Source organism: Colwellia demingiae (assembly GCF_007954275.1).
In the GTDB taxonomy this organism is placed as follows: domain Bacteria; phylum Pseudomonadota; class Gammaproteobacteria; order Enterobacterales; family Alteromonadaceae; genus Colwellia; species Colwellia demingiae.
The window spans coordinates 86,452-112,249 of sequence record NZ_VOLT01000009.1; the positions used below are offsets into that span (position 1 = coordinate 86,452).

At 38.5% G+C, this 25,798-nt stretch carries 23 protein-coding genes; 5 read left to right on the forward strand and 18 right to left on the reverse strand.

Annotated elements, in window-relative coordinates:
* Positions 1-189: 189 nt before the first annotated feature.
* The 8 genes from ESZ36_RS16495 to ESZ36_RS16530 form a co-directional block, all read right to left on the reverse strand.
* Positions 190-897, reverse strand: a complete 708-nt coding sequence (locus ESZ36_RS16495; protein ID WP_146789889.1) for an NRDE family protein — start codon at positions 895-897, stop codon at positions 190-192.
* The gene (locus ESZ36_RS16500; RefSeq protein ID WP_146789890.1) at positions 885-1,421 is read right to left on the reverse strand and encodes a DinB family protein; all 537 of its coding nucleotides are present in this window, start codon (positions 1,419-1,421) and stop codon (positions 885-887) included. The genes ESZ36_RS16495 and ESZ36_RS16500 overlap by 13 nt, the downstream gene beginning before the upstream one ends.
* The gene (locus ESZ36_RS16505; protein ID WP_146789892.1) at positions 1,414-2,142 is read right to left on the reverse strand and encodes a hypothetical protein; all 729 of its coding nucleotides are present in this window, start codon (positions 2,140-2,142) and stop codon (positions 1,414-1,416) included. Before ESZ36_RS16505 ends, ESZ36_RS16500 begins: the two co-directional genes overlap by 8 nt.
* 69 nt (positions 2,143-2,211) lie before the next feature.
* On the reverse strand, positions 2,212-2,613 hold the full coding sequence (locus ESZ36_RS16510) for a hypothetical protein (protein WP_146789894.1): 402 nt from the start codon (positions 2,611-2,613) through the stop codon (positions 2,212-2,214).
* Positions 2,613-3,521: a cyanophycin synthetase gene (locus ESZ36_RS16515; protein ID WP_146789895.1), complete on the reverse strand. Its 909-nt coding sequence runs from the start codon at positions 3,519-3,521 to the stop codon at positions 2,613-2,615. The genes ESZ36_RS16510 and ESZ36_RS16515 overlap by 1 nt, the downstream gene beginning before the upstream one ends.
* A complete protein-coding gene (locus ESZ36_RS16520) occupies positions 3,508-4,353 on the reverse strand; it encodes a hypothetical protein (RefSeq protein WP_146789897.1) in 846 nt (281 codons plus the stop codon). The genes ESZ36_RS16515 and ESZ36_RS16520 overlap by 14 nt, the downstream gene beginning before the upstream one ends.
* Positions 4,354-4,396: 43 nt before the next feature.
* On the reverse strand, positions 4,397-4,912 hold the full coding sequence (locus ESZ36_RS16525) for a hypothetical protein (RefSeq protein ID WP_146789899.1): 516 nt from the start codon (positions 4,910-4,912) through the stop codon (positions 4,397-4,399).
* A gap of 46 nt (positions 4,913-4,958) precedes the next feature.
* Positions 4,959-5,417 (reverse strand): YHS domain-containing (seleno)protein, encoded by a 459-nt coding sequence (locus ESZ36_RS16530; RefSeq protein WP_146789901.1) that lies wholly within the window; start codon positions 5,415-5,417, stop codon positions 4,959-4,961.
* Positions 5,418-5,929: 512 nt separating this feature from the next.
* Between ESZ36_RS16530 and ydiJ the strand changes: the two genes are divergently transcribed.
* From ydiJ to ESZ36_RS16555, 5 genes are all read left to right on the forward strand, one after another.
* Entirely contained in the window at positions 5,930-9,127 is a 3,198-nt protein-coding gene (gene ydiJ, locus ESZ36_RS16535; RefSeq protein WP_146789903.1) for a D-2-hydroxyglutarate dehydrogenase YdiJ, read from the forward strand.
* A gap of 133 nt (positions 9,128-9,260) precedes the next feature.
* Entirely contained in the window at positions 9,261-9,494 is a 234-nt protein-coding gene (locus ESZ36_RS16540; RefSeq protein ID WP_146789905.1) for a hypothetical protein, read from the forward strand.
* 345 nt (positions 9,495-9,839) lie between these two features.
* On the forward strand, positions 9,840-10,835 hold the full coding sequence (gene pheS / locus ESZ36_RS16545; protein WP_146789907.1) for a phenylalanine--tRNA ligase subunit alpha: 996 nt from the start codon (positions 9,840-9,842) through the stop codon (positions 10,833-10,835).
* Positions 10,836-10,846: 11 nt separating this feature from the next.
* The gene (gene pheT / locus ESZ36_RS16550) at positions 10,847-13,270 is read left to right on the forward strand and encodes a phenylalanine--tRNA ligase subunit beta (protein WP_146789909.1); all 2,424 of its coding nucleotides are present in this window, start codon (positions 10,847-10,849) and stop codon (positions 13,268-13,270) included.
* Positions 13,271-13,273: 3 nt separating this feature from the next.
* Entirely contained in the window at positions 13,274-13,567 is a 294-nt protein-coding gene (locus tag ESZ36_RS16555; protein ID WP_011043782.1) for an integration host factor subunit alpha, read from the forward strand.
* 223 nt (positions 13,568-13,790) lie between these two features.
* Here ESZ36_RS16555 and ESZ36_RS16560 read toward each other — a convergent pair whose 3' ends face one another.
* The 10 genes from ESZ36_RS16560 to ESZ36_RS16605 all read right to left on the reverse strand — a co-directional run bounded on the left by ESZ36_RS16560 (position 13,791) and on the right by ESZ36_RS16605 (position 25,752).
* A complete protein-coding gene (locus ESZ36_RS16560) occupies positions 13,791-15,191 on the reverse strand; it encodes a hypothetical protein (protein WP_246129141.1) in 1,401 nt (466 codons plus the stop codon).
* Complete coding sequence (locus ESZ36_RS16565; RefSeq protein WP_146789910.1) at positions 15,181-15,969, reverse strand: hypothetical protein; 789 nt, start codon at positions 15,967-15,969, stop codon at positions 15,181-15,183. Before ESZ36_RS16565 ends, ESZ36_RS16560 begins: the two co-directional genes overlap by 11 nt.
* Positions 15,963-16,952: a vWA domain-containing protein gene (locus ESZ36_RS16570; protein WP_146789912.1), complete on the reverse strand. Its 990-nt coding sequence runs from the start codon at positions 16,950-16,952 to the stop codon at positions 15,963-15,965. The genes ESZ36_RS16565 and ESZ36_RS16570 overlap by 7 nt, the downstream gene beginning before the upstream one ends.
* Positions 16,949-18,031, reverse strand: a complete 1,083-nt coding sequence (locus ESZ36_RS16575) for a VWA domain-containing protein (RefSeq protein WP_146789914.1) — start codon at positions 18,029-18,031, stop codon at positions 16,949-16,951. The genes ESZ36_RS16570 and ESZ36_RS16575 overlap by 4 nt, the downstream gene beginning before the upstream one ends.
* A complete protein-coding gene (locus ESZ36_RS16580; RefSeq protein ID WP_146789916.1) occupies positions 18,028-18,714 on the reverse strand; it encodes a DUF4381 domain-containing protein in 687 nt (228 codons plus the stop codon). The genes ESZ36_RS16575 and ESZ36_RS16580 overlap by 4 nt, the downstream gene beginning before the upstream one ends.
* On the reverse strand, positions 18,711-19,736 hold the full coding sequence (locus ESZ36_RS16585; RefSeq protein ID WP_146789918.1) for a DUF58 domain-containing protein: 1,026 nt from the start codon (positions 19,734-19,736) through the stop codon (positions 18,711-18,713). The genes ESZ36_RS16580 and ESZ36_RS16585 overlap by 4 nt, the downstream gene beginning before the upstream one ends.
* 9 nt (positions 19,737-19,745) lie before the next feature.
* Positions 19,746-20,744, reverse strand: coding sequence for an AAA family ATPase (locus ESZ36_RS16590; protein ID WP_211357805.1), 999 nt, complete (start codon positions 20,742-20,744; stop codon positions 19,746-19,748).
* 87 nt (positions 20,745-20,831) lie between these two features.
* Positions 20,832-23,135: an ammonia-forming cytochrome c nitrite reductase subunit c552 gene (locus ESZ36_RS16595; protein WP_246129142.1), complete on the reverse strand. Its 2,304-nt coding sequence runs from the start codon at positions 23,133-23,135 to the stop codon at positions 20,832-20,834.
* Between the two features lie 33 nt (positions 23,136-23,168).
* Positions 23,169-24,053 carry a formylglycine-generating enzyme family protein gene (locus ESZ36_RS16600; protein ID WP_146789922.1) on the reverse strand — a complete coding sequence of 295 codons (885 nt, stop codon included), beginning with the start codon at positions 24,051-24,053 and terminating at the stop codon, positions 23,169-23,171.
* A gap of 190 nt (positions 24,054-24,243) precedes the next feature.
* Positions 24,244-25,752: an arylsulfatase gene (locus ESZ36_RS16605; RefSeq protein ID WP_146789924.1), complete on the reverse strand. Its 1,509-nt coding sequence runs from the start codon at positions 25,750-25,752 to the stop codon at positions 24,244-24,246.
* Positions 25,753-25,798 lie beyond the last annotated feature (46 nt).

Sequence of the window (25,798 nt, forward strand, 5' to 3'; positions counted from 1 at the left end):
GAGTACATTAAAAACACGTTAGCCTCTTTGGAGATAACGTGTTTTTTTACGTCGATAGTTTATGGGCTGTGTATTCAGTGGCTTGGGAACGGTATTGTATCGTTTGGGTTCTGCCACCTATCCATTGTTGTCATTGAGCTTAGTGAAAATGGTCAATGGTTATTTCAATGACTTGGTACTTTACGTTTTTTAACGTTCTAGTTCAGTTGTCACAAACGGTTGATTAGAACAGGGTGATGCATTTTTATAATGAAAAAAGCTCTTCTCTTCACTGACATGGATATGGCTAACACTAACGCTTTTGGCATCAGTGCGGTGCATGCAAGCAGACAAGTGACTTTTGTCAGGTTGATGACTTTGATGATAACGTGCTAGATCAGCCACATTGTTCATTTTCATGCGGTTTGCAAGGGCATGACGAGATGCACTGACTTGTTCAAATTTAACCGATGATGAAGTAAAAGGACTGTTCAGTTGTTTTTGCGTTAACTGTTCTCCGCTCCACTGCCATGTTTGTTGCACAAATTGGCCACTAGCGTCGTAACCAAAGGCTAATAAGCTAAATGATGCATAATCATTAAGTGTTGATTGCAGCAGTTGTTGATGCGCCTCTTGTACCGTTTTTTTCGCTGACAATGCTTTAACTAATAAGCCACGACTGACCAAAGTCCCGCGAGGTTTAATGCCTTGATAGTAATTTAACAGGCATAAACTCAAGCCAAACTCATTAGTGCTTATCCAAGTGCCGTTTCCATCGGGATCAATCGGCATTAAGGCTGTGCTACTATTTATGGTGATTGACTGGGGTGCTATGGCCAAGCTGCGAGTTCGTTGTTCGTCGCGGTTAAAAAATACATGATAATCATTGTTCTCAACTAGCCAACTTACGGTGCACATGTATCACTCTTTTGCTGTTGGCTACGTAAAAAAGTGGCAGTGGTAGGTGCCACGCCTAATTCATCGTTAACTTGATGCCCCAAAAACTTAGCAATAGCTGCCATCAGCGCTAAATGATGTGTTAAATGACTTGAAGCAAAACATAATTCACGTCCCATAGATGACGCCATTTGTGCTGATTGCTCACTACACACCGATACCTCACTTTGAACGGTAGTTGGCAGGGTGAGCAAATCTATATCAAATGTCACAAGCCACTGGTGTATTACATTTAATTCGATAAGGCCTTCACTGCGAACAGTCTCAAGCGCTAGCCCTCTTCGGCGGATGTCGTAATTAATTTTTTCTAGATTATCACTGTTCATTAATGCCAGATAAACGTCGAGAATATGACGTAAATGTTGGCCAATAGAGCTATTAAATAATGGTTTAGGCGCCATCATATATGCTTCATCACTGAGGCCAGTGATAAAATCTATCATTTGCTCTAATGATTCGATGCTACCGTTAATAATTTTATTCATTGTTCAATTCCGACTGCAAATGTGTTTGATGTCGTAAGGGATATATTCCATACAACACTGCTATTGGCGCTAAACACCAATAAAATAAAGGTAATGTGTTAGCTGATTCACCCATTATCATTAAAGCCAATGATAACAACGCAAAAAACACCACAAGCCCCCGTTGGGACAAATAACTTTTCCTTATGATAAATGCTAAGGGTTGCTGTGCATTAGCATCATCAAAAAACTGTTTATTAAAACTTAACCTAAAAAAAGTAGTTAAAAAGGCAATAACAATAATGCTAGCCAACAAAATATAGTGTTCGGTCTGGCTGGTAACACTGCCCCTAATAACCCAGGATACGGCATATAATACGATGGCGGAGTAGAACACGTAGCGTTGATTTAACTTATCTATGGTGTTTTTAATTCCCCAAAAAATGATGCTTAGTACGACCGTTAATCCAACCACTAACAAACCCAGATCCATCACGTTATTATTGGTGATAAAAAATAGCGTTAATACCCAAAAATAACTCTCACAAAACAGAAAAACACCATCGATTGTAAAGACCAATTTTTGCCGCCAATCGATTATGGCTGCTTTGTCAATTGGCGTTAGCTGACTCTCGTTATAGTTAGCCTGTCTACATAAGCCAAAATACGCTGCTACAGAGAGTAAAGTACTAATCACCAACAACCACAGTGCTTGTTGCTGTGCGAGAAAATACCCGCCCATTAATATGCCTATTTTTAAAAATATAACGATAACAATTTGAAAGTTACCGAATTGCTTTCCTGTTTTGTTCTATGTTTGATTACCGGTTTGAGCTTGGGTCATTGCGCTAAATAAGGTGCGTTGCGTAATCCAATAAAAACAATTGTAAATACCATTAAGCAAAGCAGCCAAGATAAATAGTGTCACGCTGCGTTCAAACAAAAGTGTTGCAAGAATTAAACTAGCAACCAATGCTAATTCAGCGATAAAAGAAGCAATTAAAATAGCGCGCCAATGGCGGCGATCATATAGTGCTTTCCAGCCTGCTAGAGCTATCATAAAACCAACACCCGTCAGGGCAATAAATAAACTAACTTCAGTTAATCGATAACCTTGCTGCCATAACAAAACGGGAATGAAAAACGGTAACAAACCTATTAATAGTGAATGAATGCCAGCAAAGCGATAAAATAGTCGAGCAATTCCCTTCATTAAAAAATATCTGCCTGACTAATATCAAGCTGTTCAAGCTGTCTGAAATAGGGTGTTAAATCTTCTTTCTTACCAAAGCGAGGGTAATCATGCATTTTTAAATAAGGACGTGAATTCACTTCTAAAAATATGCATTTTTGCTCGGTATAATCTTTGGTAATGTCTTGTTCAAAAATAACATCAATACCTAATATATTCGCGTCAAACAAGTCTAATACTTTTAAAAATAACGCTGTATTTTTCATCGATATAGTTGTTTTATCGATCGTTTTAACAACACCACCTGGTGCTAATGAAATCCGATAAAATAAAGTGATCACATCACCTTCAGCGGGAATGTCATCCATAGTTAAATTTTGCTTCTTTAAAAAATTAACCGTTGTGGCATTTTTTTTAAGAGGTGAAATACACGGAAATAATTCCATCGATTCACGCACAACATTTTCTTGATCAATGAGCTCATGGATTGTCATTTTTCCGTCGCCCATTACAAAGGGGGCGAAACGTTCAATCACCGACATCACTTGGCCTTTAATGACCACGACGCGATAGTTCTTCCCTTGTAAATATTGTTCAACAACCGTCGATGGCCACCACAGTTTCGCCAAAAATATGGCCTTATATAATTGTCTAAAGTTAGTAATAGGAAAATGACTACCGCGCGAAAAACCACTTACATTGGGTTTAATAACTAATGGAAATCCATGTTCTTTAGCAAATTGATGAGCGACCCAAGGGTTAAAGAATATTTTACCTTGGGCATGAGGAATACTACCTTTTGAAAAAACATCGCGCGCTTGTTCTTTCGAGCGACAGCCCTTGCGTGTTTCTAACGAATTGTAACTACTGCATCCACCCATGAATTTTTGACTGATCCACGCGTATATAATTTTCTTAATGGCTTTCATTGCCAACCTCATTTTCTTTTATCGTATGTTGACGCATCAACCCTAGTTTTCTAAAAAATATTGCCTTATGAGGCTGGTTTTTAGGAATTCGTTTAGTGACATTAGCCAGAGAATACATAGCGTTAAAAACAAAACGTATGTTATCAATTGTTCGGCGCTGCTGACACAATAAGACAAGTGGCATGGGCACAAATAAGTTAATTTCTATTACCTCAAATTTCCCGGCCACTAACGCTGCTATTGAGTCTGCTCGAACACCCAACCGAGAAATTTTAAATTTCCCAATAGCGCTGGCGTGTAGAGATATTTTTTCAAGCTGCTCGCGAGACAATTCTGGCGTAATGTCGTGGTATTGCGTTGTTTTGTTGTAAATCCCGTTGATGGGGAATTTATCTGAACTGCTATTATTAACCTGAGTAACAGATAACACGGCGTGTTTGGCTAAATCATGATGACTGGCAATAGTGAATATTTCAAATTCAATCGCACCACGCGCCGCCTCTTGAACTAAATAACGCATGTTGCTCGTTTTGCGCTGTAGACGTAATTGTTGAATTTGCATCAAGTTGTCAGCACGAGAAATCCCCCGCGAATTTTGTCCCCATTCAGGTTTAACAAATACAGGAAACTCGGTCGGCTCCCTCGTGCCGTCATCCACCCATTGCTCCACGCGCCACTGATTAGGGATTAGCCTATCGATATCTAATTTAGAAAACAGCCCTTTATTTTCATTGAAGTAAGGGGCGTTTAATCGAAAGTAATACCAGGGTTTAACGCACAATCGAATACATGACACGACATAGCTTAAAATAAGTAAGATTCGGATGAACATCTAATTATGGCCCCTATTTATTAGTGAATATTATTTGTGAATGTTAGTGGTTATTTTCATTGTGTTGACGACGAACAATTGCGCCATTAACTGCCGCTAAAACAAGCCCTAAAATAAATATTGATACTGCTGCGTAAAACAGTGAACCACCGTCGCTTACGCCGTTATGTAATACTTCAATGCCTAATGGTGTTACTAAGTGAAAAAACATCGCGCCAGCCATTACGCCAGCTGATAACAAACCACCAAGGGTATGAACTAATTCACGTGATGGTACTTTGTTCACTAGGTTGAGCTTTTTTACTGCCCAAAAGGCAATCGGTGATAACAGTAATAACGATGCGAACAGTTCGAACATACCAACGGCAACGGCGCCATGTTCTACAAACCACTGACCAAGGCCAGGAGCTATCGTTTCTTGCATCCAAACACCAATAGTGCCGAATATATGCTGGGTATCAGGGTGACCAGAAAATTTATAAGGCAATGATGATAAAAACACCTTACAAGTCCATGCAACAACTACCCAACTAAAAATGGGGATAATACGATTTTTCATAATTTCTCTCTGTATCTTCTACTTCAATTAAGTAGCTATGATGTGATTATTTTAAAATACCAGGCCATTGTTTGTCGGCATCAATAATGAATTGTTCAGCGTCTTTTAACCAATCCTCTTTAACTGCAGCGTTATAGTTTAAGTAAAGTTTATTATCGATTATGGTCCACTGAAGAGGATCACCACTCGCGGTACGGCCATCTGCGGCAGCCCAAGCGCAATAACCACCGTATTGTGGTGCATACTTTTCTGGATTAGCTTTAAAAAGTGCTAAATGAGCTTGAGAACTAAACTGCCAAGTTGCTTTTTTATATTCAAAGCTATAGTCGTTATCGCCTTTAACCGGCTTACCTTGTTTGAAATAAGCGACAGCGTCGTAACCCGAAACAGCAAGGTCACTGAAATATTCGGTATATATTTCAGATTCAGCATGGGCACTTGTGGTAAATAACAACAAACAACTGATAAAGGTAAAGGCTGTAAGATTTCTAATGATCAAACTCATGTTAAGTTTCTCTTAAATTTTTAATATTAACGATTAAGCATATAGATAGCCGTTTATGCCTTTATCTTTCATTTTTTTTATTTTTTTGTGATATGAATTCAATTAATTGAATAATACTCAAATCAGAGTTGTTTGTTACTAAGAATAAAAGCACGATTTATTTACAAATAAAGTTCCTATATAAGTAAGTTATTTCAGAGAAAATATTATTATTAGCTATTAAAATATCTACTTTAAGATCAGTTTTTTACCAGAAGTTGTTGTACATTTTCACGAGACATAGCAAAGGGTGATTGAAAATTACCTCTTTGCTCTACTCATAGTTAACGGTTGGTGTAATAATTTGTTGAATAATGGACATTGCTGCATTAAAGAAGTGTCGAGTTGGTTTTTCAAATAAATATTCATTTTTCATTAATATTATTGAATATCAGCGTCTAAATGGAGTAAAAATTCATTTTCAACATGATATACTCGAAATACTGTCCTGTTTTAAAAAAAGTTAAGTCGTTATGCTTCCCCATATTAGCCATAAAAATCATCTTCCTCCTTTATATGACGATTTTGTTAGTTCATTAAAAGACAAAAACTTTACTGGTGATATTAATGCCAGTTACAGTGCGAGACTATCAGTCGCAACCGACAACAGCATTTATCAGCAGTTGCCGCAATTGGTTATTCATCCACGTTCTAAAGCCGATATTGTGTTACTGGCTAAAACAGCCAGTAATGCGCAATATCTTAGTATAAAATTCAGCGCACGTGGTGGTGGTACCGGTACTAACGGACAGAGCTTAACACCGGGTGTTGTGATTGATTTATCTAAATACATGAATAAAGTATTAGAGATCAATGTTGAGCAAAAGTGGGTACGTGTCGAAGCCGGTGTGATTAAAGATCAACTCAATGATTATTTACGCCCTCATGGTTTTTTCTTTGCCCCAGATCTATCTACCTCGAACCGAGCCACTGTTGGCGGTATGATCAATACTGATGCTTCTGGACAAGGCTCGTTAGTTTATGGAAAAACGTCTAACCATGTTTTAGCCTTAGAGTCGGTACTTGTTAATGGTGAAGTATTGAATACAGAGCCAATGACTTTAGCGCAAGCAAAGGACTTAGCTGAGCAAAGTACTATTGAGGGCAATAATCATGGAGACACTGCTGCAAGCTCTCATTCAACTTCTCATGCAAGGATTATGGCGCAAGTAATTGACTCATGTATTGAAAATCGCGAATTAGTGTTAAAGACATTTCCACGATTAAATCGTTTTTTAACGGGTTATGATTTAGAGAACGTATTAAAAGCAAACGATGATGGTGACATTATTGGCGTTGATTTATCACGCTTGATCACTGGCTCTGAAGGCTCATTAGCGTTTGTATGCGAAGCAAAGTTAAACATTAATCCTATTCGTGTTGCTAAAACACTGATTAATATCAAATACGATAGTTTTGACTCTGCACTGCGTCATTCCCCTGCGTTGGTTGAAGCCAAAGCAACGTCAGTAGAAACCATAGATTCAAGGGTATTAAATCTCGCGAAGCAAGATATTGTTTGGCACAGTGTCAGTGATTTAATCACTGATGTGCCAGGAAAAGTGATGGATGGCATTAACGTTGTTGAATATAACGGCGATAGCATTGAAGGTTTAGCTGCTCAGGTTGCAGAACTCACCTCAGGCCTTGATGTTTTAATTAGCAAAGATGGTTCATTAGATAAGTCATCAGAAAGTCGTGGCGTCATTGGTTATCAAGTGACTTCAGATCTTGCCAGTATTAACAAAATTTATGCCATGCGTAAAAAAGCGGTTGGTCTGTTAGGTAAAGCGGAAGGTAGTCAAAAACCGCTAGCCTTTGCTGAAGATACAGCGGTACCGCCAGAAAATCTTGCTGATTTTATTGCTGAGTTTCGTGCACTATTAGATGGTTATGAATTAAATTATGGCATGTTTGGTCATGTCGATGCTGGGGTGTTACATGTACGCCCAGCACTTGATATGTGCGATCCTGAGCAAGAAAAATTATTACGCACCATTTCTGATGAGGTCGTTAAACTAACGGCTAAATACGGTGGTCTTATGTGGGGTGAACACGGTAAGGGCTATCGCAGTGAATATGGCCCTGAGTTTTTTGGTGAGCACCTGTTTAACGAACTTAGAAAAATAAAAGCGGTGTTTGACCCGCTTAATAAAATGAACCCTGGTAAAATTTGTACGCCAATTGACTCAAGTGAGCAATTAGTAAGCGTTGATGATACCAAGCGCGGTTATTACGATAGACAAATCCCTGTGACGGTTAAAGAGTCATTTACTGCCGCAATGGATTGTAACGGCAACGGTTTGTGCTTTAACTATGATGCTGATAGCCCAATGTGCCCATCGAGCAAAATTACCCGTGATAGACGTCACTCTCCCAAAGGTCGTGCTGGATTAATGCGTGAATGGTTACGTTTATTAGAGAAACAGGGTGTTGATATTCTTAAACTAGAAGATAACATTAATGCATCTAAAAGCATTTGGTCGGTTAAAGAGATATTAACGAATGCCGCTGATAAACTTCGCATTAATTTTATTAGTAAACCGCAACAAGATGAAAATGGTAATGGTGATTTCTCTCATGAAGTAATGGATGCAATGCAAGGTTGTTTAGCGTGTAAAGCATGTGCGAGCCAATGTCCTATCAAAGTAGATGTGCCTGATTTTAGGTCACGCTTTATCAATATATATTACTCTCGTTATGCCAGACCGTTAAAAGATCACCTTGTCGCTAACGTGGAGATACTTGCGCCATTAATGGCTAAAGCGCCTAAAATTGTTAATGCGGTCCTTAACACTAAGATCTATGACAAGCTATCAGCCAAAACGATTGGTTATGTTAATACGCCTTTACTATCTGTACCTACCTTAAAAAAACAAGTGAAAAAAGCGGGTTTTTCTGGTTTTGATTTAAGTAAATTACAGGGATTAACCACGCAACAACGCAAAGGTTATGTACTGATAGTACAAGACCCTTTCACCTCGTTTTATGATGCTACCACGGTAGAAAGTATGATGAGCCTGATTAAAAAGTTGGGTTTAGAGCCTATTTTATTGCCCTTCAAGCCAAATGGTAAAGCGCAACATGTTAAAGGCTTTTTAGCACGTTTCGCTAAAACAGCAAAATCAAGCAGTGATTTTTTAAATCAACTAGCGGCACTTGAAATTCCTATGTTGGGAATGGATGCCTCAATGGTGCTGTGTTACCGCGATGAGTACGCTAAAACGTTGCAAGAAAAACGCGGTAACTTTTCGGTATTGCTTGCCCATGAATGGTTATTAACTTTTATTAAAGAAGATACTGCTTTTAAGGGGACATTGGCCTTAACAGAACATCCAAAAGGGAAGGTCTTCAAACTCTTCTCACATTGCACAGAAAAAACTGCTTTAGTAAATAGTGAAAATGAATGGCAATCTATTTTTGACCACTTCGGTTTAGCCTTAGAAAAAGTGAGTGTCGGTTGTTGCGGAATGGCAGGCACTTACGGACATGAAAAAACGAATGTAGATAATTCTAAAGGTTTATTTGAATTGAGCTGGCAGGCAAAGCTAGAAACTCTAGCGAGCGAACAAGTATTGGCAACTGGCTTTTCTTGTCGTTCACAAGTGAAGCGTTTTAGTGATTTGAAAGCCAGACATCCTGTAGAAGCTATATTGGATTCTTTAAGCTAAAAGTAAGGGTAAAAGTAAAGTTAGTCACTTATTGTACAAGACAATGATCTTGCTCAATAAGTGATGATGTTTAATGTTGATATATTATCTTTGTATTAAATTTTTATTATTTTTAATTTTTACAGAGTAATTTATGACAGAAAAACGCTTAGTTCTATTATTAAAAACTTCTATTTGCATTGGAATATCTCTGATTCTGTTAGGAATTTACTTACACTCATTTAGTGGTTATATGGAGTCACTCGGCGTAACAGGCATTATTATTAGTGCTATGTGTATTGCCTTTGGCTTGGTATTTTCCTTACCGACAAAAATGTATCTGACCTTTCTTTTAGTTAAACGTGAAAGCGAAGCAAAAAATCAATAAAGAGAACGTAATAATTAATACCTCTTTATTTATTCTGTATGAAGACATTTTGTTAAAGGCATACTAAAGGTCATACTGCGTTTGTGTGCCGATTTCGAGCATATCTTCAATCAACTCCTATCTAAAAGCGTTTATAATTCCTGTTGAAACCTCCATCCTTATGTAGTTTGACTATATATCATTAAAAAAGCCGTTATTACTGCTACCTAAAGCTAAGTTTTCGTGTAAAATCAATCGCATTTTTATTATTTAACTTAGTCTATTGGTAAATGGCTTAACCAGCTGGCCTTTTTTCATAAGAAAAGCTAATTAAAGTCGTTTATTTACCCCGTTTTAGAGGAAATCATGAACTTAGACACCACCACGATAGATAGCATTGTAGCGCAGGCTGAAGTTGCCATTGCACAAGCATCAGACCCAACAGCACTTGATCAAGTGCGTGTTAACTTTTTAGGGAAAAAAGGTTTATTCACCGAGCAAATGAAAGGTTTAGGTAAATTACCGAAAGAAGAAAAACCTAAAATGGGACAAGTAATTAATATTGCTAAACAAGCGGTACAAAAATTACTGACCGAGCGTGGTGAATTATTACGTGCACAAGAGATTAAAGAAAAATTAGCGGCGGAGTCTATTGATGTCACTCTACCTGGACGTGGCACACAAATTGGTGGTTTGCATCCAGTAACTCGCACTATTGAGCGCATTGAAAGTTTCTTTGGTGATTTAGGTTTTGAAGTTAAAGCCGGCCCAGAAGTAGAAGATGATTATCATAACTTTGATGCGTTGAATATTCCTGAGCATCATCCAGCACGCCAAGACCATGATACTTTCTACTTTAATCCTAAATTAGTATTACGTACTCAAACATCTGGTGTTCAAATTCGTACTATGGAAGTTGAACAGCCGCCATTGCGCATTATCTCTCCTGGTAAAGTATACCGTAACGATTATGACCAAACGCATACGCCGATGTTTCATCAAGTTGAAGGCTTGATGGTAGATAAAGACGTTAGTTTTACTCACCTTAAAGGTATTTTGCATGACTTCTTGCATCATTTCTTTGAAGAAGAAGTAGAAATTCGTTTCCGTCCTTCTTACTTCCCATTCACTGAACCTTCTGCTGAAGTAGATATCATGGGTAAAAATGGTAAGTGGTTAGAAGTATTAGGCTGTGGCATGGTTCACCCAAATGTTTTACGTAGTGTTGGTATAGACCCAGAAGTTTATACAGGCTTTGCTTTTGGTATGGGCGTTGAACGCTTAACTATGCTGCGTTATGGCGTAAATGATTTACGTGCATTCTTTGAAAATGATCTTCGCTTCTTAAAACAGTTCAAGTAGGAAAACTCATAATGAAATTTAGTGAATCTTGGTTACGTGAATGGGTTAATCCTGCACTTTCTTCTGATGATTTAGCGCATCAAATAACAATGGCTGGCTTAGAGGTTGACGGTGTTGATCCGGTAGCAGGCGAGTTTAGTGGCGTTGTTATTGGTGAAGTGGTTGAATGTGGACCACATCCTGATGCTGATAAGTTGCAAGTAACAAAAATTAGTTTAGGCGATTACAGTTCTACTACGGTAGAAAAAGGCGAATTAGTTACTATCGTTTGTGGTGCTAAAAACTGTCGTCTAGGTTTAAAAGTTGCGGTTGCAACAGTCGGCGCAGTATTACCCGGCGACTTTAAAATTAAGAAAGCAAAATTACGTGGTGTTCCATCTTTTGGTATGTTGTGTAGTGAATCTGAAATTGGTTTAGCCGATGACTCAGATGGCATTATGGAATTAGCCAATGATGCGCCATTAGGTCAATGTGTCCGTGAATATTTAGATTTAAATGACGTGACTATTGACGTTGATTTAACGGCTAACCGTGGTGATTGTCTAGGCCTTAAAGGTTTAGCTCGTGAAGTAGGTGTGTTGAACTCTTTAGAAGTTACCGAGCCAACAATTACTGCAGCAACGCCAACAATTGATGATGCTATTACGATTAATATTGACGCAAACGAAGCATGTCCTCGTTACTTGGGTCGTGTTATCAAGGGTATTAACTCTAAAGCAACGACGCCACTTTGGATGGTAGAAAAGCTTCGTCGTTGTGGCACTCGTTCAATAGACCCCGTTGTTGATGTAACTAACTACATTTTACTTGAATTGGGTCATCCGATGCATGCTTTCGATTTAGCAAAGCTAGAAGGTGGCATTAACGTACGTTTCGCTAATAAAGACGAAAAATTAACGTTATTAGATGAAAACGAAGTGACGTTAAAAGAAGGTACTTTAGTTATTGCTGATGAGAACAAAGCATTAGCCATGGCAGGTATCTTTGGTGGTCTAGAATCAGGTGTTACCAATAACACCACTGATATCTTTTTAGAAAGTGCATTTTTTGCACCGTTAGCTATCTTAGGTAAAGCACGTCAATACGGCTTACATACAGACTCTTCACATCGTTATGAACGTGGTATTGACCCAACGTTACAGCATGATGCAATGGAGCGAGCGACTGAATTATTACTTACAATTGTTGGTGGTCAAGCAGGTCCAGTTGTTGAAGCTAAATCTGATGCAGATATTCCACAAACAAAAGACGTAAACTTACGTCGTAAAATGTTAGATAGTCGAATTGGTCATCACATTGAAGATGCACAAGTGAGTGAAATTCTTACGCGTCTTGGTTTTACTGTAACTACTACAGGTGAAAGCCTAGCTAAAGTATGGCAAGTAATTGTGCCAGCTTACCGTTTTGATATTAAAATCGAAGTTGATTTAATTGAAGAAGTTGCCCGTATTTTTGGTTATAACAATATTCCAAATATTGCACCAAAAGCTACCTTGAAAATGTGTGAGCAAAAAGAAGCTAATCTTTCTTTATCAAATCTGAAACAAGCTTTAGTTAATCGTGATTACCAAGAAGCGATCACCTACAGTTTTGTTGATCCGAAAGTACAAGCCTTATTGCATCCAGGACAAGAGGTGATGACGTTACCACATCCAATCTCTTCTGAAATGTCGGTAATGCGTCTAAGTTTATGGACCGGTTTGTTACAGTCGATGGTTTACAATCAAAATCGTCAGCAAGGTCGAATTCGTTTATTTGAGACTGGCTTGCGTTTTGTTCCAGATGAAAATGCAGAAAACGGTGTTCGTCAGCAAAATATGATCGCCGGTGTTATTAGTGGTCTTCGTGTTGATGAACATTGGAGCATGGAAAAAGCGGCAACTGACTTTTATGATATTAAAGGTGATGTTGAAGCTTTATTGGCACTGACTTGTGACGCACAAGGTTATGAGTTTTCAAAAGCTGAGGTTGATGCTTTACATCCGGGTCAAACGGCACAAATCACTAAAAATGGCGTTTTTGTCGGTTGTGTTGGAACCTTACATCCTGAATTAGAAAGAAAATTAGGATTAAACGGTCGAACATTAATTTTCGAACTATTATTGTCTGAAGTCTTAGTGCAAAAAATCCCTGAAGCCAGCGATATATCTCGCTTTCCTGCCAATCGCCGCGACCTAGCGATAGTAGTAAAAGAGGATGTTGATGCAAAAAATGTGTTACAACTTATTGAAAAGGTTGGCGGAAATTATTTAATTGATCTAAACTTATTTGATGTATACAAAGGTCAAGGCATTGATGACGGTTTTAAAAGTCTAGCTATCGCCCTAGTATTACAAGATACCAGTAAAACTCTTGAAGAAAAAGACATCACTGATGTCATTGATAGAGTTGTTGCAACATTAAAAACAGAACTAAATGCATCACTGAGGGACTAAGCAATGGCGCTTACCAAAGCAGAAGTAGCAGAACATTTATTTGAAAAAGTTGGGCTGAGCAAGCGCGACGCAAAAGACATGGTTGAAATCTTCTTTGAAGAAATTCGCGAAACTTTAGAAAGCGGTGATCAAGTTAAGCTTTCAGGTTTTGGCAATTTCGACCTACGTTTAAAAAGCGAGCGTCCTGGACGTAATCCTAAAACGGGTGAAGATATTCCAATCTCTGCCCGTAAAGTGGTTACCTTTAGACCAGGCCAAAAACTGAAAAGCCGTGTAGAAGACGGAAATAGTGACTAAATAAATATAGCGACTAAAATAAGGAATGTTAATTTCGCTAATTTAAGCTGAATAATTTTATTATTCATTTTTACTTCCTTATTCTGTAGGTGATCCAGTACTTGCTGAAATAAAATAATAAAACCCGTATTAGTGGAAGCTAATACGGGTTTTTTATGGATAAAATAAAGCTAAAAGGTGGAGCACCACTCGTTAATTAATTCACTATGATTTATTAACGCCTTTAATCACTGTTAAGATTAATACGCTCTTTAGGAGTAAAATTAGCTGTATCCTCTTTTTTAGATGTACTAGCATCAATTTTACTAATTAATACCTTAGCATCGCTTACAGAAAAGCTTAACGGTATGTTTTCTGTGTTACTTTCATTGAAAGCCAATTGATTTAATGTAGCAGATTGCGAGCAGCCTGCTGTGTAAGCTTGCTTATTTTTTAATAAGGCATATTGATAGAGGTATTGCGTTGCAATTAAGTAATTCTTACTGGTTACTGCATTTATAAATTCACTACGCAGTAACCTTTGTTCTCGCTTAGTGAGTTTGTTATATAAAGCGGATAAATAATGACGGTTTATGAAGCCTAGCGAGATAAGTATTAGTAACACTATGACGATGATTGAGTTTATTACTGATTTAATAGTGAAGTTAAACGACTTTAAAGAACTAGCTGTACTAATTTTGCTTAAGCCCCCGTCAGAAACTGTCCATGTGGATGACGGAATCAACAAACGCTCAAGTGTGTTGGTTTGACTATTCCACCAGTAGATAACTTGCTCATCGATTACATAACGTCCAGATTTTTCAAAAATATAAGTAAAAGACTCTACGCGAGTACCTAATAACGTACCACGATTAGACTTATCAAAGACTTGTGCGGGTTTGTGATAAATACTGACTCCATCTAACGTTACCTTCTCATTATCCACCTTATTATCCGCTGGTTTATCATTAGCTGTTAGGCTCGCCGTCACTAAATTATTCGCTACGAAGTTAATTGGCTTTATCATCATTGCCGGTGTGTCATCGGCGGTAATTGTTATAGTCTGCGTGATGGCTTCGCCTATCGCATAGTTTTTATCTTCATCGAACTGCCCGTCAACGGTTAGTGTTACCTGTGGCGACACGATGAAATTTTCAATACCTTCAAGCGCTTTAGGTAATTCAATAGTAAAATTACTTTCTTGGGTACTAAGTTCGCCGCTGACTATGCCATGGTGTTCTGTATTAACGGAGATATCGACATTAATTGGATCAATTTGATAAGCGCCGGATACGGTAGGATATAGTGTAATTTCATGGGTTTGTGTTGCCCACGTTTGACCATTGATGCGTTTGCTACCATTTATTGTTGTAATATTGTTTGCCTGCATTACGACATTTTTTAAGGTGAAATGCTGAATTTGACTACCTGTAGCAAACCATCGGTCTGTTGATACTTCGATAGCCAGTATTAGAGCTTGTCCGACTATTTGTTGCTCTTTTTGATTGACCTGCAAGTTAATCGTTAACTTACCTTGAGTAACTAAATCCTCTATATTTTGTGCCGCTGTCGCGGTTGGTATTACCGTTAGCTGACAAATTAGAACAATAAATGTGAGTAGGGAAATAAACTTTTTATTCATCATTAACTCCTTTGTTCCCATCTTTACTATTATCTTTATCAGTTGTTATTTTTTTATTCTTTTCTTGATTAACAATCTCTTGTTGCATATAAAATTTTTGAGATAAAAAATACGCTGGATTTTTTTGTACCTGTCTCAACCACATATCATTTAGACTAGGGTCGAGAAGAAGTTGTTCTGCGCTGAGCTGTTCTATTTCTTGCTCTTTGGGAGCTACTTCACGTTCAGCGCCATCCCCTGTTTGAGGTTCGTCACCTAACTCTTTTATTGACTCTCCGTCTTCTTGTGCTTGACTAGCAGATAAACGGTTTACCTCATCAATGATGGCCTGAACGATTTTTATGTTAGTGCTAGCGGCTAGGTTTTGTGGCTCAATTGTTAATATCTGTTGATATAAGTTGCGTGCACTTATGTATTCACGGCCATGGGCTAGGGCATTAGCTTTGGCTATTTGACTTTCGACATCAGTAAATTGACCATAAAGGTTAACTGAATTTTTATATTGCTCTGCGCCATAACTGCTATAGGCTTGCCATTGAGTGTTTTTAAATGTGTTACTAGCCTGCTGATAATGTCCCAAGTTAAACAGCACTTGTCCACGTTGATCACGGGTAAGCCAAAAGTCAGCAAATTGCTGTGGTTTCACGTAGGCGAAAAGGCAACTTCCGATGACAACTATGCTAATTAACATACTTTTATTAACGTAGCGTTTATTAAGATAACTTCGTTGATTGGTTTGTGCGGAAAAGTTAAACCACCGTGTTGTTATTAATTTTACCATTGCAGAGTCCATCCTTTTCTAAACCAGAACAAGAAAATACCCGCCACAACAAATACCATAGGGTAACCCGAGTCATGCCATGGTCTACTATTGTCATCAACAATGACAAGATTGTGCTTAATGTAGTTATTAACCCTGTTAACATCACTGTTGTCATTACTCATTAATATCAGACGACCATTACTCTCATTCGTTAATGCCTTTAACTGCTCAAGTTGCAAAGGAATGATATCAGTAGTTAATGCGGCTGACCCTTCCTCTGATTGTGCTGATTTACCTATGCCCCAAACAAGCAACTGCGCCCCTTGTTTGTCAAAAAACTTTTTAAAGCTATTTACTGTATTACTGGTTGCGCCATCACCTATTAATAAAACCGTGCCGGGCACGCTAGAAGTAGCTAATAAATTATCGGCTAAAGGGATAATAGTTTCAGGTAACTTGCCGGAAACAGGCATAACCTTTTCATCTAATGCATCAAGAAAGTGGCGGATCATTTCTCTGTCATTGGTTATTGGCATTACTACATGCGCACTGCCAGCAAAGGCAATGAGAGCCGTTTTACTATCGCCCCTGAGTTCGAGTAACTCGATGATTTTTTGTTTTGCGCGTAATAACCTTGATGGTTGTACGTCACCTTGTTCCATGGTTTTAGATACATCAAGCGCAATGATAAGTGGTGCATTATTCTCACTAAAAGGTGAGGATTGTTGTTGCCAAGTCGGTCCCATTAGCACAATACAAAGCGGGATCGCTAGGATTAAGGACATTTTTTGTGGAGACAACCAGTTGTTATTATTACCGCTCACCGTTAAGTGCGACAATACTTGAGCAGACATTAAAGACCGCCATTGCGCTAAACTATCATCGCGTAATGAAAAGGCACGAATAATGTAAACAATTATGATGAATGCTAGTAACCAATAAGGGCGCAGAAAGTGAAAGTGCTGCATGTTATCAAAAAATAGTGAGATATCGTCAATCATAATTTAGCTCTTTGTTGTTTGGCTAACTGTAGGCGGATTCGAATATTGACAATAAATAAAGCCAGCAGATAAATACTGACAAATAATACGATAGGGTAATGATGTATACTGACTCTTGGCCTAAATGATAGTGAGTCAAACTGCTGTGGTTCAAGTCTATCAATCTCAGCATAAACCTCTAATAATTCATCACTATTTAATGCTTGAAAACTTTTACCTTTGGTAATATCTGCCATAGCTTCTAAAACCTCTAAATCTACCTTTTCTTCACCAACAGCACTTGGATCGCCAATGGCGATGGTATATATCTTAATATCTTGTGCTGCAGCAACTTTGGCGGCTTCTACTGGCGGAACTTTTGAAGCAGTATCATTGCCATCAGTTAATACAATTAACACACGATTTTGGGTGTCAGATTGTTGGAAAACACTGATGGCTAGACCAATGGCATCACCAAAAGCGGTACTTTGACCAGCCATGCCGATATCGCTTTCGTTAAGCAAAGCTTGCCAAGTAGCTATGTCATCAGTAAAAGGGGCTTGCAGATATGGGGCATCACCAAAAAGGATAAGTCCTAATCTGTCATGTTCGCGACTTTTAACAAAGGCATTGAGTACATGTTTAACCGCCACTAATCGATTAACTTGCTCACCTTTGGCTATGGCGTTTGTATTGCTTTTTGTTGCACTAGTATCAGTGTCATTTGTTGTGTTATTCGTTAACACATTGGCAGTGTTAGGTAAGGTAAAATCTTCGACTGACATAGAGCCGGATAAATCGACTGCTATCATTAAGTCACGCGCGGACTTTTCTTGATTAATCGGTGCACCAATCATTTCGGGTTTAGCGATAGCAGTGATAATACACAGCCATGAGAAAGCAACAATGAATCGTTGTAGGTTATTGCGATTAAGTAATACCGCACCACTTTGTGGTTTTTCACCGGTTACATCAACCAGACGAGCAAAGTAGGGCACCTTAATTGATGATTTTCGTTCTTTATAAGCAGGTGCAAACAGGGTTACAACAAAAGGGACTATGAGTAATACAAACGCCCAGGGATAAACGAACTCGATCATGTTGCAACTCCATCTGTACCATTACTACCTGCTGCTAACTTAGTCTCAACGGGCAATTCATGATGCTTTATCCATAACTCGATTTGTTGGCGCAGTTGTATTAGCCCTTTATTAAACGGAGCATTGTTAAGGTCTATTTTGGCCATATAGGGAAGTTGAGCCAATAACCTTTCACAAGAGTAATAGTCTGAGGAATACGGTGCATCTTGTTCATGAAAATGACATTTATTACAATGTTGGTCGAGCCATTTCACCCAAGCTATTCCCCTTAACTCGGTAATTTCTTGTCTGCATTTTATCGCAAAAAATTCATTACTATTCTCGCCAATATTATCACTACTTTTATTTACGCCATTATTCTTGTTATTAGAAGAATAGTTACTCTCTTTCAATTGGCGATTATTGGCGAGGATAGCCGTTTTTCTAACTAATGCAGGTAATTGCCTAATATCTTCTTCATTAGAAAGAGAGCATTGAGCAAGCCAAACAAGGGCTTCGCGGCGATAGGCATTAGCTTGATAATTTTTCCATGATTGATAAATTTTTTTGAGAATAAGCATTATCATAAATATAAAAAGTAGTTGCCAAGCAATTGTTTGAGGCCAAAAGCTAATCATGTCAGGTGCTTTTGTTTCGACAATGGCCTCGAGTAAATAATTACCCCAAGGTTTTTCAAAACTCATGACTTAATTCCTGTGCTATGTCCTGCTTTAGCACCAGTTTTACTTCCTGCTTTGTGACCAAGGGCTTTGCGCAATTGCTGCTCGACAGGGGAAATAGTGTCTATTTCAATTAACGGAATACGATACTTTTTAGCCGCTTTGACATAACTCTCTAACTGACGAGCTATTTCAGCTTCATAATTTTTTTGAACGTGCTTTTTCTCTGAAGAAAACTGGATCTGTTGCACACCATCACTGACAATCATTTGTGACATTTTGGGTAAGGTCTGCTCTAAGGGATCAAAAATGTGGCAGGCAATAACTTCATTATGTTGCCTTAATTGCTTAACAAAATCGGTGCTTTTATCGTTAAAGCCATGACCATCACCAATTAAAATAATTAAACCATTATGGCTTGAGACTTTATTTAAGGTAGCCAACATTTTGTTATAGGACTCACTATCATCAGTGTGTAGATGATCGTTATTGTCGATGGATAGCTCGTGGTTTTTCTTCAATACTTCCGCGAGTAAATTGACAACATGTTGTCTGCCACGTTTAGCGGGTATTACTTTAGTTTGTTGATCATTATAAATAACTGCGCCAATGCGATCACCACTATCACTTATTTGCCAAGCAATTAACGCGGAAAGTTCAGCGGCAATCACTGATTTCATTTTATTTGAGCTACCAAAGAACATCGTCATACGTTGATCTATGGCTAAAAACACATTGCGCTCTCGCTCTTCGGTGAACACCTTGATATGGGGTTTTCCGGTTCTTTGCGTGACTTTCCAATCCATAGAGCGAATATCGTCGCCTGGGCGATAATGGCGCAGCTCTTCAAAATTGAGCCCTCGACCACGAAGTTTAGAGACATTTTTACCACTTAAGGCACTGTTTGCTGGCTGATTGGGTGTAAACGAAAAACCTTTATCTAAATACTTTAGCCGACGTAATTCATTGAGGTCAACGTAAATCGCTGACTTATCTTTAGAGCCATCTTCAGACTTATTTTTATTAGCAGGTGTGTTGGTGCTCATATGAACCCCTTAGGCTACAGCCACCTGTTTAAGTATTTCATCTATTACCGCATCAGCAGTAATACCGTCAGCTAAAGCGTCGTAACTGAGTACTAGACGATGGCGTAGAACGGAATGTGCCACAGAGCGAACATCGTCAGGGTCAACGAAGTCTTTTCCGTTTAGCCAGGCTTGCGCACGGGCACATTTATCAATGGCGATACTCGCTCTTGGACTTGAGCCAACTGTTAACCATTGTTGCAATGGTGAATCAGGATATCGTTCAGGCTTTCTCGTTGCCATAACGATGGCAACAATGTAATCGATGATGGCTTGGCTAGCATGAATTGTATGAATTTCATCTCGGGCAGTGAAAATATGATCAGGACTAATATTCTCAACAGCTTGTACGCTCTTTTCTTCGCTGCGTACTAATTTGATGATTTCACCCTCAGCAGCATCATCAGGGTAATCAAGATTGATTTTCATGATGAATCGATCCATTTGTGCTTCAGGTAACGGGTAAGTGCCTTCTTGTTCAATGGGGTTCTGGGTTGCTAATACCATAAATAATTCAGGTAATTTGTAGGTTTTACCAGCAACGGTGATTTGTCTTTCTTCCATCGCCTCTAAGAGCGCAGCTTGTACCTTTGCAGGCGATCTATTGATTTCATCAGCAAGTAACAGGTTATTAAAAATAGGACCTTGTTGAAAAGTAAGCACGGGTTTGCCGTTAACCTCTTGGTAAACCTCTGTACCCGTGACATCAGAGGGTAATAAATCGGGCGTGAATTGTACCCGACCAAGATCTACGGCAAGAGAGCGAGCTAAGGTTTTAATTGAGCGGGTTTTTGCCGTGCCGGGTAAGCCTTCTAATAAAATATTACCATTAGTTAAAAGGGCAATGAGCAGCGAGTCTACAACATGTGACTGACCAATAACCGATTGCTCAATTTGTGCTTTTAATAATTTTAACTGCGCTAGCGCATTAGACTTATCACTCACTTGGTCATTCATTTTGTTACTCATAAAACAATCCTTTTTTATTTTAACTTTAATTAGCTCATTTCTAACAGTTAGGTAATAGATAACTAACTGTTTTACTTAACTGATACGTTATTGATTTAGCTGTTGCCTAAGCGTTTGAATCACATTACTGGGCACTAACGGGGCAAGTTGTGCGAAACATTGTTTTGCTAAGCCACTTTTATGGCGGACTTGCATGTCACATAGCGCGTATAAATGTTGCGGGTTATTACTCAGTTGAAATGCTTGATACAAAGCTCCATAAGCTGCACTTGGTTTATGCTGCTCTAAACTTAAACCATAAACATAAAAATAATGGCTGTTTTGTGGTGCAAGTTGTGTGGCAATAGCTAATGCTTGTGCTGCTTTTACTTTGTCTTTCACTCTAATATAGGCGAGTCCTAAATTATAGGGCAGGCTAGCATCATCAGGATTTGCTGATTTTCCTTGCTGCAATATTTCAATACTTTTTTGGTTTTCGCCTCGTTGATAATAAACTTGACTCAAATTGAGGTAAGTTCGTGCAAAATGTTTTTCTATTGCTATGCCTTGTTTGAAGGCTTTAATGGCTTGATCGTATTGTCCCTGATAGGCGGCAATAATTCCTCGATTAGAATGAGAAAAACTACGGTCATTATTAAATTGCTGACTCGCGATATATTCATTAAGGGCGGGCGTTAATTGTTCTTTTTGTGGTGCTGATAAGTTTTGCCACAAACTGGTTAAGGCAAAAGCAGCATTGACCCTTACTGCTAAGACTTTATCTTTTAATAAAGGTGATAAAATACGCCACTTTTCAGCGCCTGCCATATTTTGAGCACCTTCAATTGCACCTAATCGAATGTTCTCATCTGGATTTTTAACGGCTCTGGCAATAGCGATAATAGTATTGGTGTTAGATATGCTAGCCATCTTAGTTAATGCAGAGGCGCGGATAATGCCAGCATAACTGGTAGTTTGTGCAATGCGAGATAACTCAGAAGAAACACCTTGTAGTTGTTGTTCATTTAATGCCAAGTTAATAGCTGAAAAAACTGCGACAAAATCCTTTTCCGCTTCAACTGATGAATTTGGATACCAAGCATTAACCTTGCTCGAACTCCATTGGCTATCTTTATCATCATGACAACTTAAACAGGTATCAGGTGTTCCTAATTTTTGCGTTAAGTTAGGCGTTGGTATATGAAAGCCATGATCACGCCTCGCATCAATTTTCATATAAGTAGTCTCTGGCATATGGCAATTAACACATTGTGCGCCCGTAGAGTTTTCAGGATGTTTATGATGTTGTGTTGATGCGTAGTTATCACTTTGATGACACTGCAAACAAAGTGTTTCTATTGGCAGTTTTAATTCAGCAGTGTGCGGATTATGACAATCAGTACATACCACGCCATTTTTATACATTTTAGATTGCAAAAATGAGCCATAAACAAAATCTTCGTTGTAAACTTGTCCGTCAGGGTGATAATTCGTGCTTGAAATTAAATCAAGTAAATAACGCTCACCAAAGGCATTACCTTTAACATGATCGTTATTACTTACCTGAGTTCGTCTGCTATGACATTGCGCGCACACTAATACTTGTTGGCTATGCTCAATACTTTTTGGTGTTAAGGTTTTGTTGTTGTCTTTTACTTGCCAGTTTTGTACCGATTTTGATAAATCTCGGGTAAAACCTTTGTCATTCAATGGCATGCTTTTATTAGTTTTTTCAGATTTGTTTTTAGATTCTTTAGCCCAAATTAAATGTTCACTGGCGGCCCCATGGCAACTCTCACAAGCGACATTGATTTCACTAAAAGTAGTGTTGTAGGTGTCTGTTTTAATATCAAAGTTTTTATCTACATTGGTTGAATGACAGTCAGCACACATGTAGTTCCAGTTTTGACCGGTATTGGTCCAGAAGAATTCTTGATGCTTTTCAGTCATATCAGGGTAGAGGTTAAACCATCGTTGTCCTCCTTCTTCTTTGGCACGAGAGTCCCAAGCGAAAGGTATCAGCTGAACTCGACCATCATCAAACTCAACCATATATTGCTGCAGTGGCTCATAACCAAAGGTATATTTAATCTGATAGTCGTGAAACTTACCATCATCACCTTTGATATTGGCCCAGAACTGAGTACCTTTTTTAAAAAAGGTACTCAGTTTTTCAGAGGTTTTATCTTGATAAGCTAATGTGGCGTTATTAAAGTCACCTAAAACACTTTTGCTATCAGCATGTTTCATTGACATATCATGATGAGAGCCTTGCCAGTCTTGGTAGGCTTTTTCATGACAGCTGATACAGGCTTTTGAACCGACAAAACTTTGAGCAAAACTTTGACCTATAAAAGTATTAAGTACTAAAAAAAGTAGTCCTAAATAGATGTTTTTTGGTGATTTTGTCATGTGGTAATATTGCTCCAGGAAAATATTTAACATTTATTTTTTACTCATGACTAATCTAAACCCGATGTCTGCCATACGTACATTGTTGGTCGCACCATCACGCATAAAAACTAAGTTTTCAGTCGCGGAAAACTCATAACCGCCACCGCGAATAACTTTCATCGCTTTACGTTTAAGGTTTTCTTTATCACCCATAAAAGGGTTATGGCTCTCTGTGAAGGTATAAGCTTGTCGGCTCATGTCATCAAGACAAAATTCCCATAAGTTCCCCGTCATATCGTATAAACCCAGCTCGTTAGGCTTTTTGAGCCCAACAGGGTGGCTTTTATTTTTTGCGTTGTCAGCAAACCAAGCAACGTCATTAATATCATTAGAACCACTGTATTTATAGTCTTGAGACTTATTGCCACCTTTTGCAGCATATGCCCATTGAGCTTCTGTAGGCAAACTAAACTCTTTACCGGTAGCACTATTTAATCGTTCAATAAATAAAACCATATTAAACCAACTCACGTTATTTACCGGACACTTATCACAGGCGAAGAAGCTATTGTTCCACCCCATAATTTGCACGAAAACATCTTGAGTTAATTCATATTTACCAATGTAAAAAGCATCAAGACTGACTTGCCTGACAGGTTTTTCACGGTTTCTCGCTAAAGGTGAGTTAGAGCCCATCGCAAACGTGCCTGCTTCAACCAGTACCATGTTATTCATCAACTCATCAATCATTGGCTTAGATAAAGAAAATACTCGTTGTTTTTTATCTACATTTTCCACTTTAGCCACAGGTGATTTTATTAACGCTTCTATGGTTTTTGAATGACCGAGTAAGCTTACAGAGAACAAGCTAGTAATGATGGATAACTGTAACAAAGCGCGCAGTGAAGGCTGTGAAAATTTATAAGGTTTATTCATAACAGCAGTGAAATCTTACTTAGTAAAGTGGATGAGAAATTATTTATTTTAATGAAAAAAGTCTTACTTTATAACAGTCAGTGAACAGCTATAAAGTAAGAAAATTAAAGCCATCAAAATATTCGATGGCTTTGCTCTGCGGACTTTAATATAACTAAGTGTTTAAAAAATCATTTAGTTGCCAAACAGCTTATGGCACGAAGCTTCCTGGTTTTTGACGCTGAGGAAACTCTTTAAAAGTTGCTTTAAATTGAGCAACTTTCATCATAGCAGGGGCCATTAAAAACATGTGCTCAGCCCACCATTGACCATACCCTTCAGACTCATGATCCATACGTTCATAAGGGTCCATTCTTAAATTGAATATCTTAGGTGCACGTAAGGTAGTCCATGGGTTTTGCCACACTTCTAAACCATGTGCTCGTTGTTCTTTAAAAACGAATTTATAATCTTCATATCGTAATCCAACAATGTCACCAGTATCTGAAGAATAGATAAACTCTTTACGAGGACCTTCTTTGCTTGTATCTAAGAAGTGCGGTAAAAAGTTATAGCCATCAAGATGGACTTTGAATTTAGTGCCACCAACGTTCGTGCCTTTCTTAAGTTTACTTTTGATGTTTGTATCACCAGCAACAGCTAATATAGTCGGCATCCAATCGATTAATGAAATCATTTCATTAGATACTTGGTTAGGCTTAATTTTACCCGCCCATTTAACCATCATAGGAACACGGTAACCGCCTTCCCAATTGGTGTTTTTTTCACCTCTAAAGGGGGTGTAACCACCGTCAGGCCATAAGGCTAATTCAGCGCCATTATCTGTGGTGTACATAATAATAGTGTTTTCTGCGATACCTAGTTTATCAATTTTATCCAGTAATTGACCTACATGACCGTCATGTTCAACCATGCCGTCAGCATATAAACCTTGGCCAGTAACACCATCAGAGGCAGGCTTTAAGCGTGTCCAAACATGCATACGGGTAGAGTTGAACCAGACAAAGAATGGTTTTTTAGTGGCGTGAGCTTTATCGATAAACTTAAGTGCGGCGCCTAAAAACTCTTCATCGATAGTTTCCATACGTTTTTTAGTCACAGGGCCGGTATCGGTAATTTTACCATCGGCAAAGGAATGGATAGCACCACGAGGACCGAAACTCTTTTTAAAGGCTGGGTCTTTAGGGTAATCTGGATGCTCTGGTTCATCTTCTGCATTTAAGTGATAAAGGTTACCGAAAAACTCATCAAAACCATGGTTAGTCGGTAAATGCTCATCTTGGTCACCTAAATGGTTCTTACCAAATTGGCCGGTCATGTAACCATGAGGTTTAAGTAATTCGGCAATGGTAGGATCTTTTTTATTAAGCCCTTCTTTTGCACCAGGTAAACCTACTTTAGTTAAACCTGTACGCATAGGATGTTGTCCGGTAATAAAACCAGCGCGACCTGCGGTACAACTTTGGTCTCCGTACGAATCAGTGAAAATAATCCCTTCATTAGCAATACGGTCAATATTAGGTGTTTTATAACCCATAATGCCGCGGTTATAAGCGCTGATGTTAAATGGGCCGATATCATCGCCCCAGATTGCGAGAATATTAGGTTTAGCGGTATCAGTCGTTGCCATTACAGCGCTTGATGCAGCTATTAATCCTAAACCTAAAACCAGTTTCTTTAACTTATTTTGAGTTACCATGTCTTTTCCTTTTCACAATGGATAAGTATATTGTTCAACGTTTAAT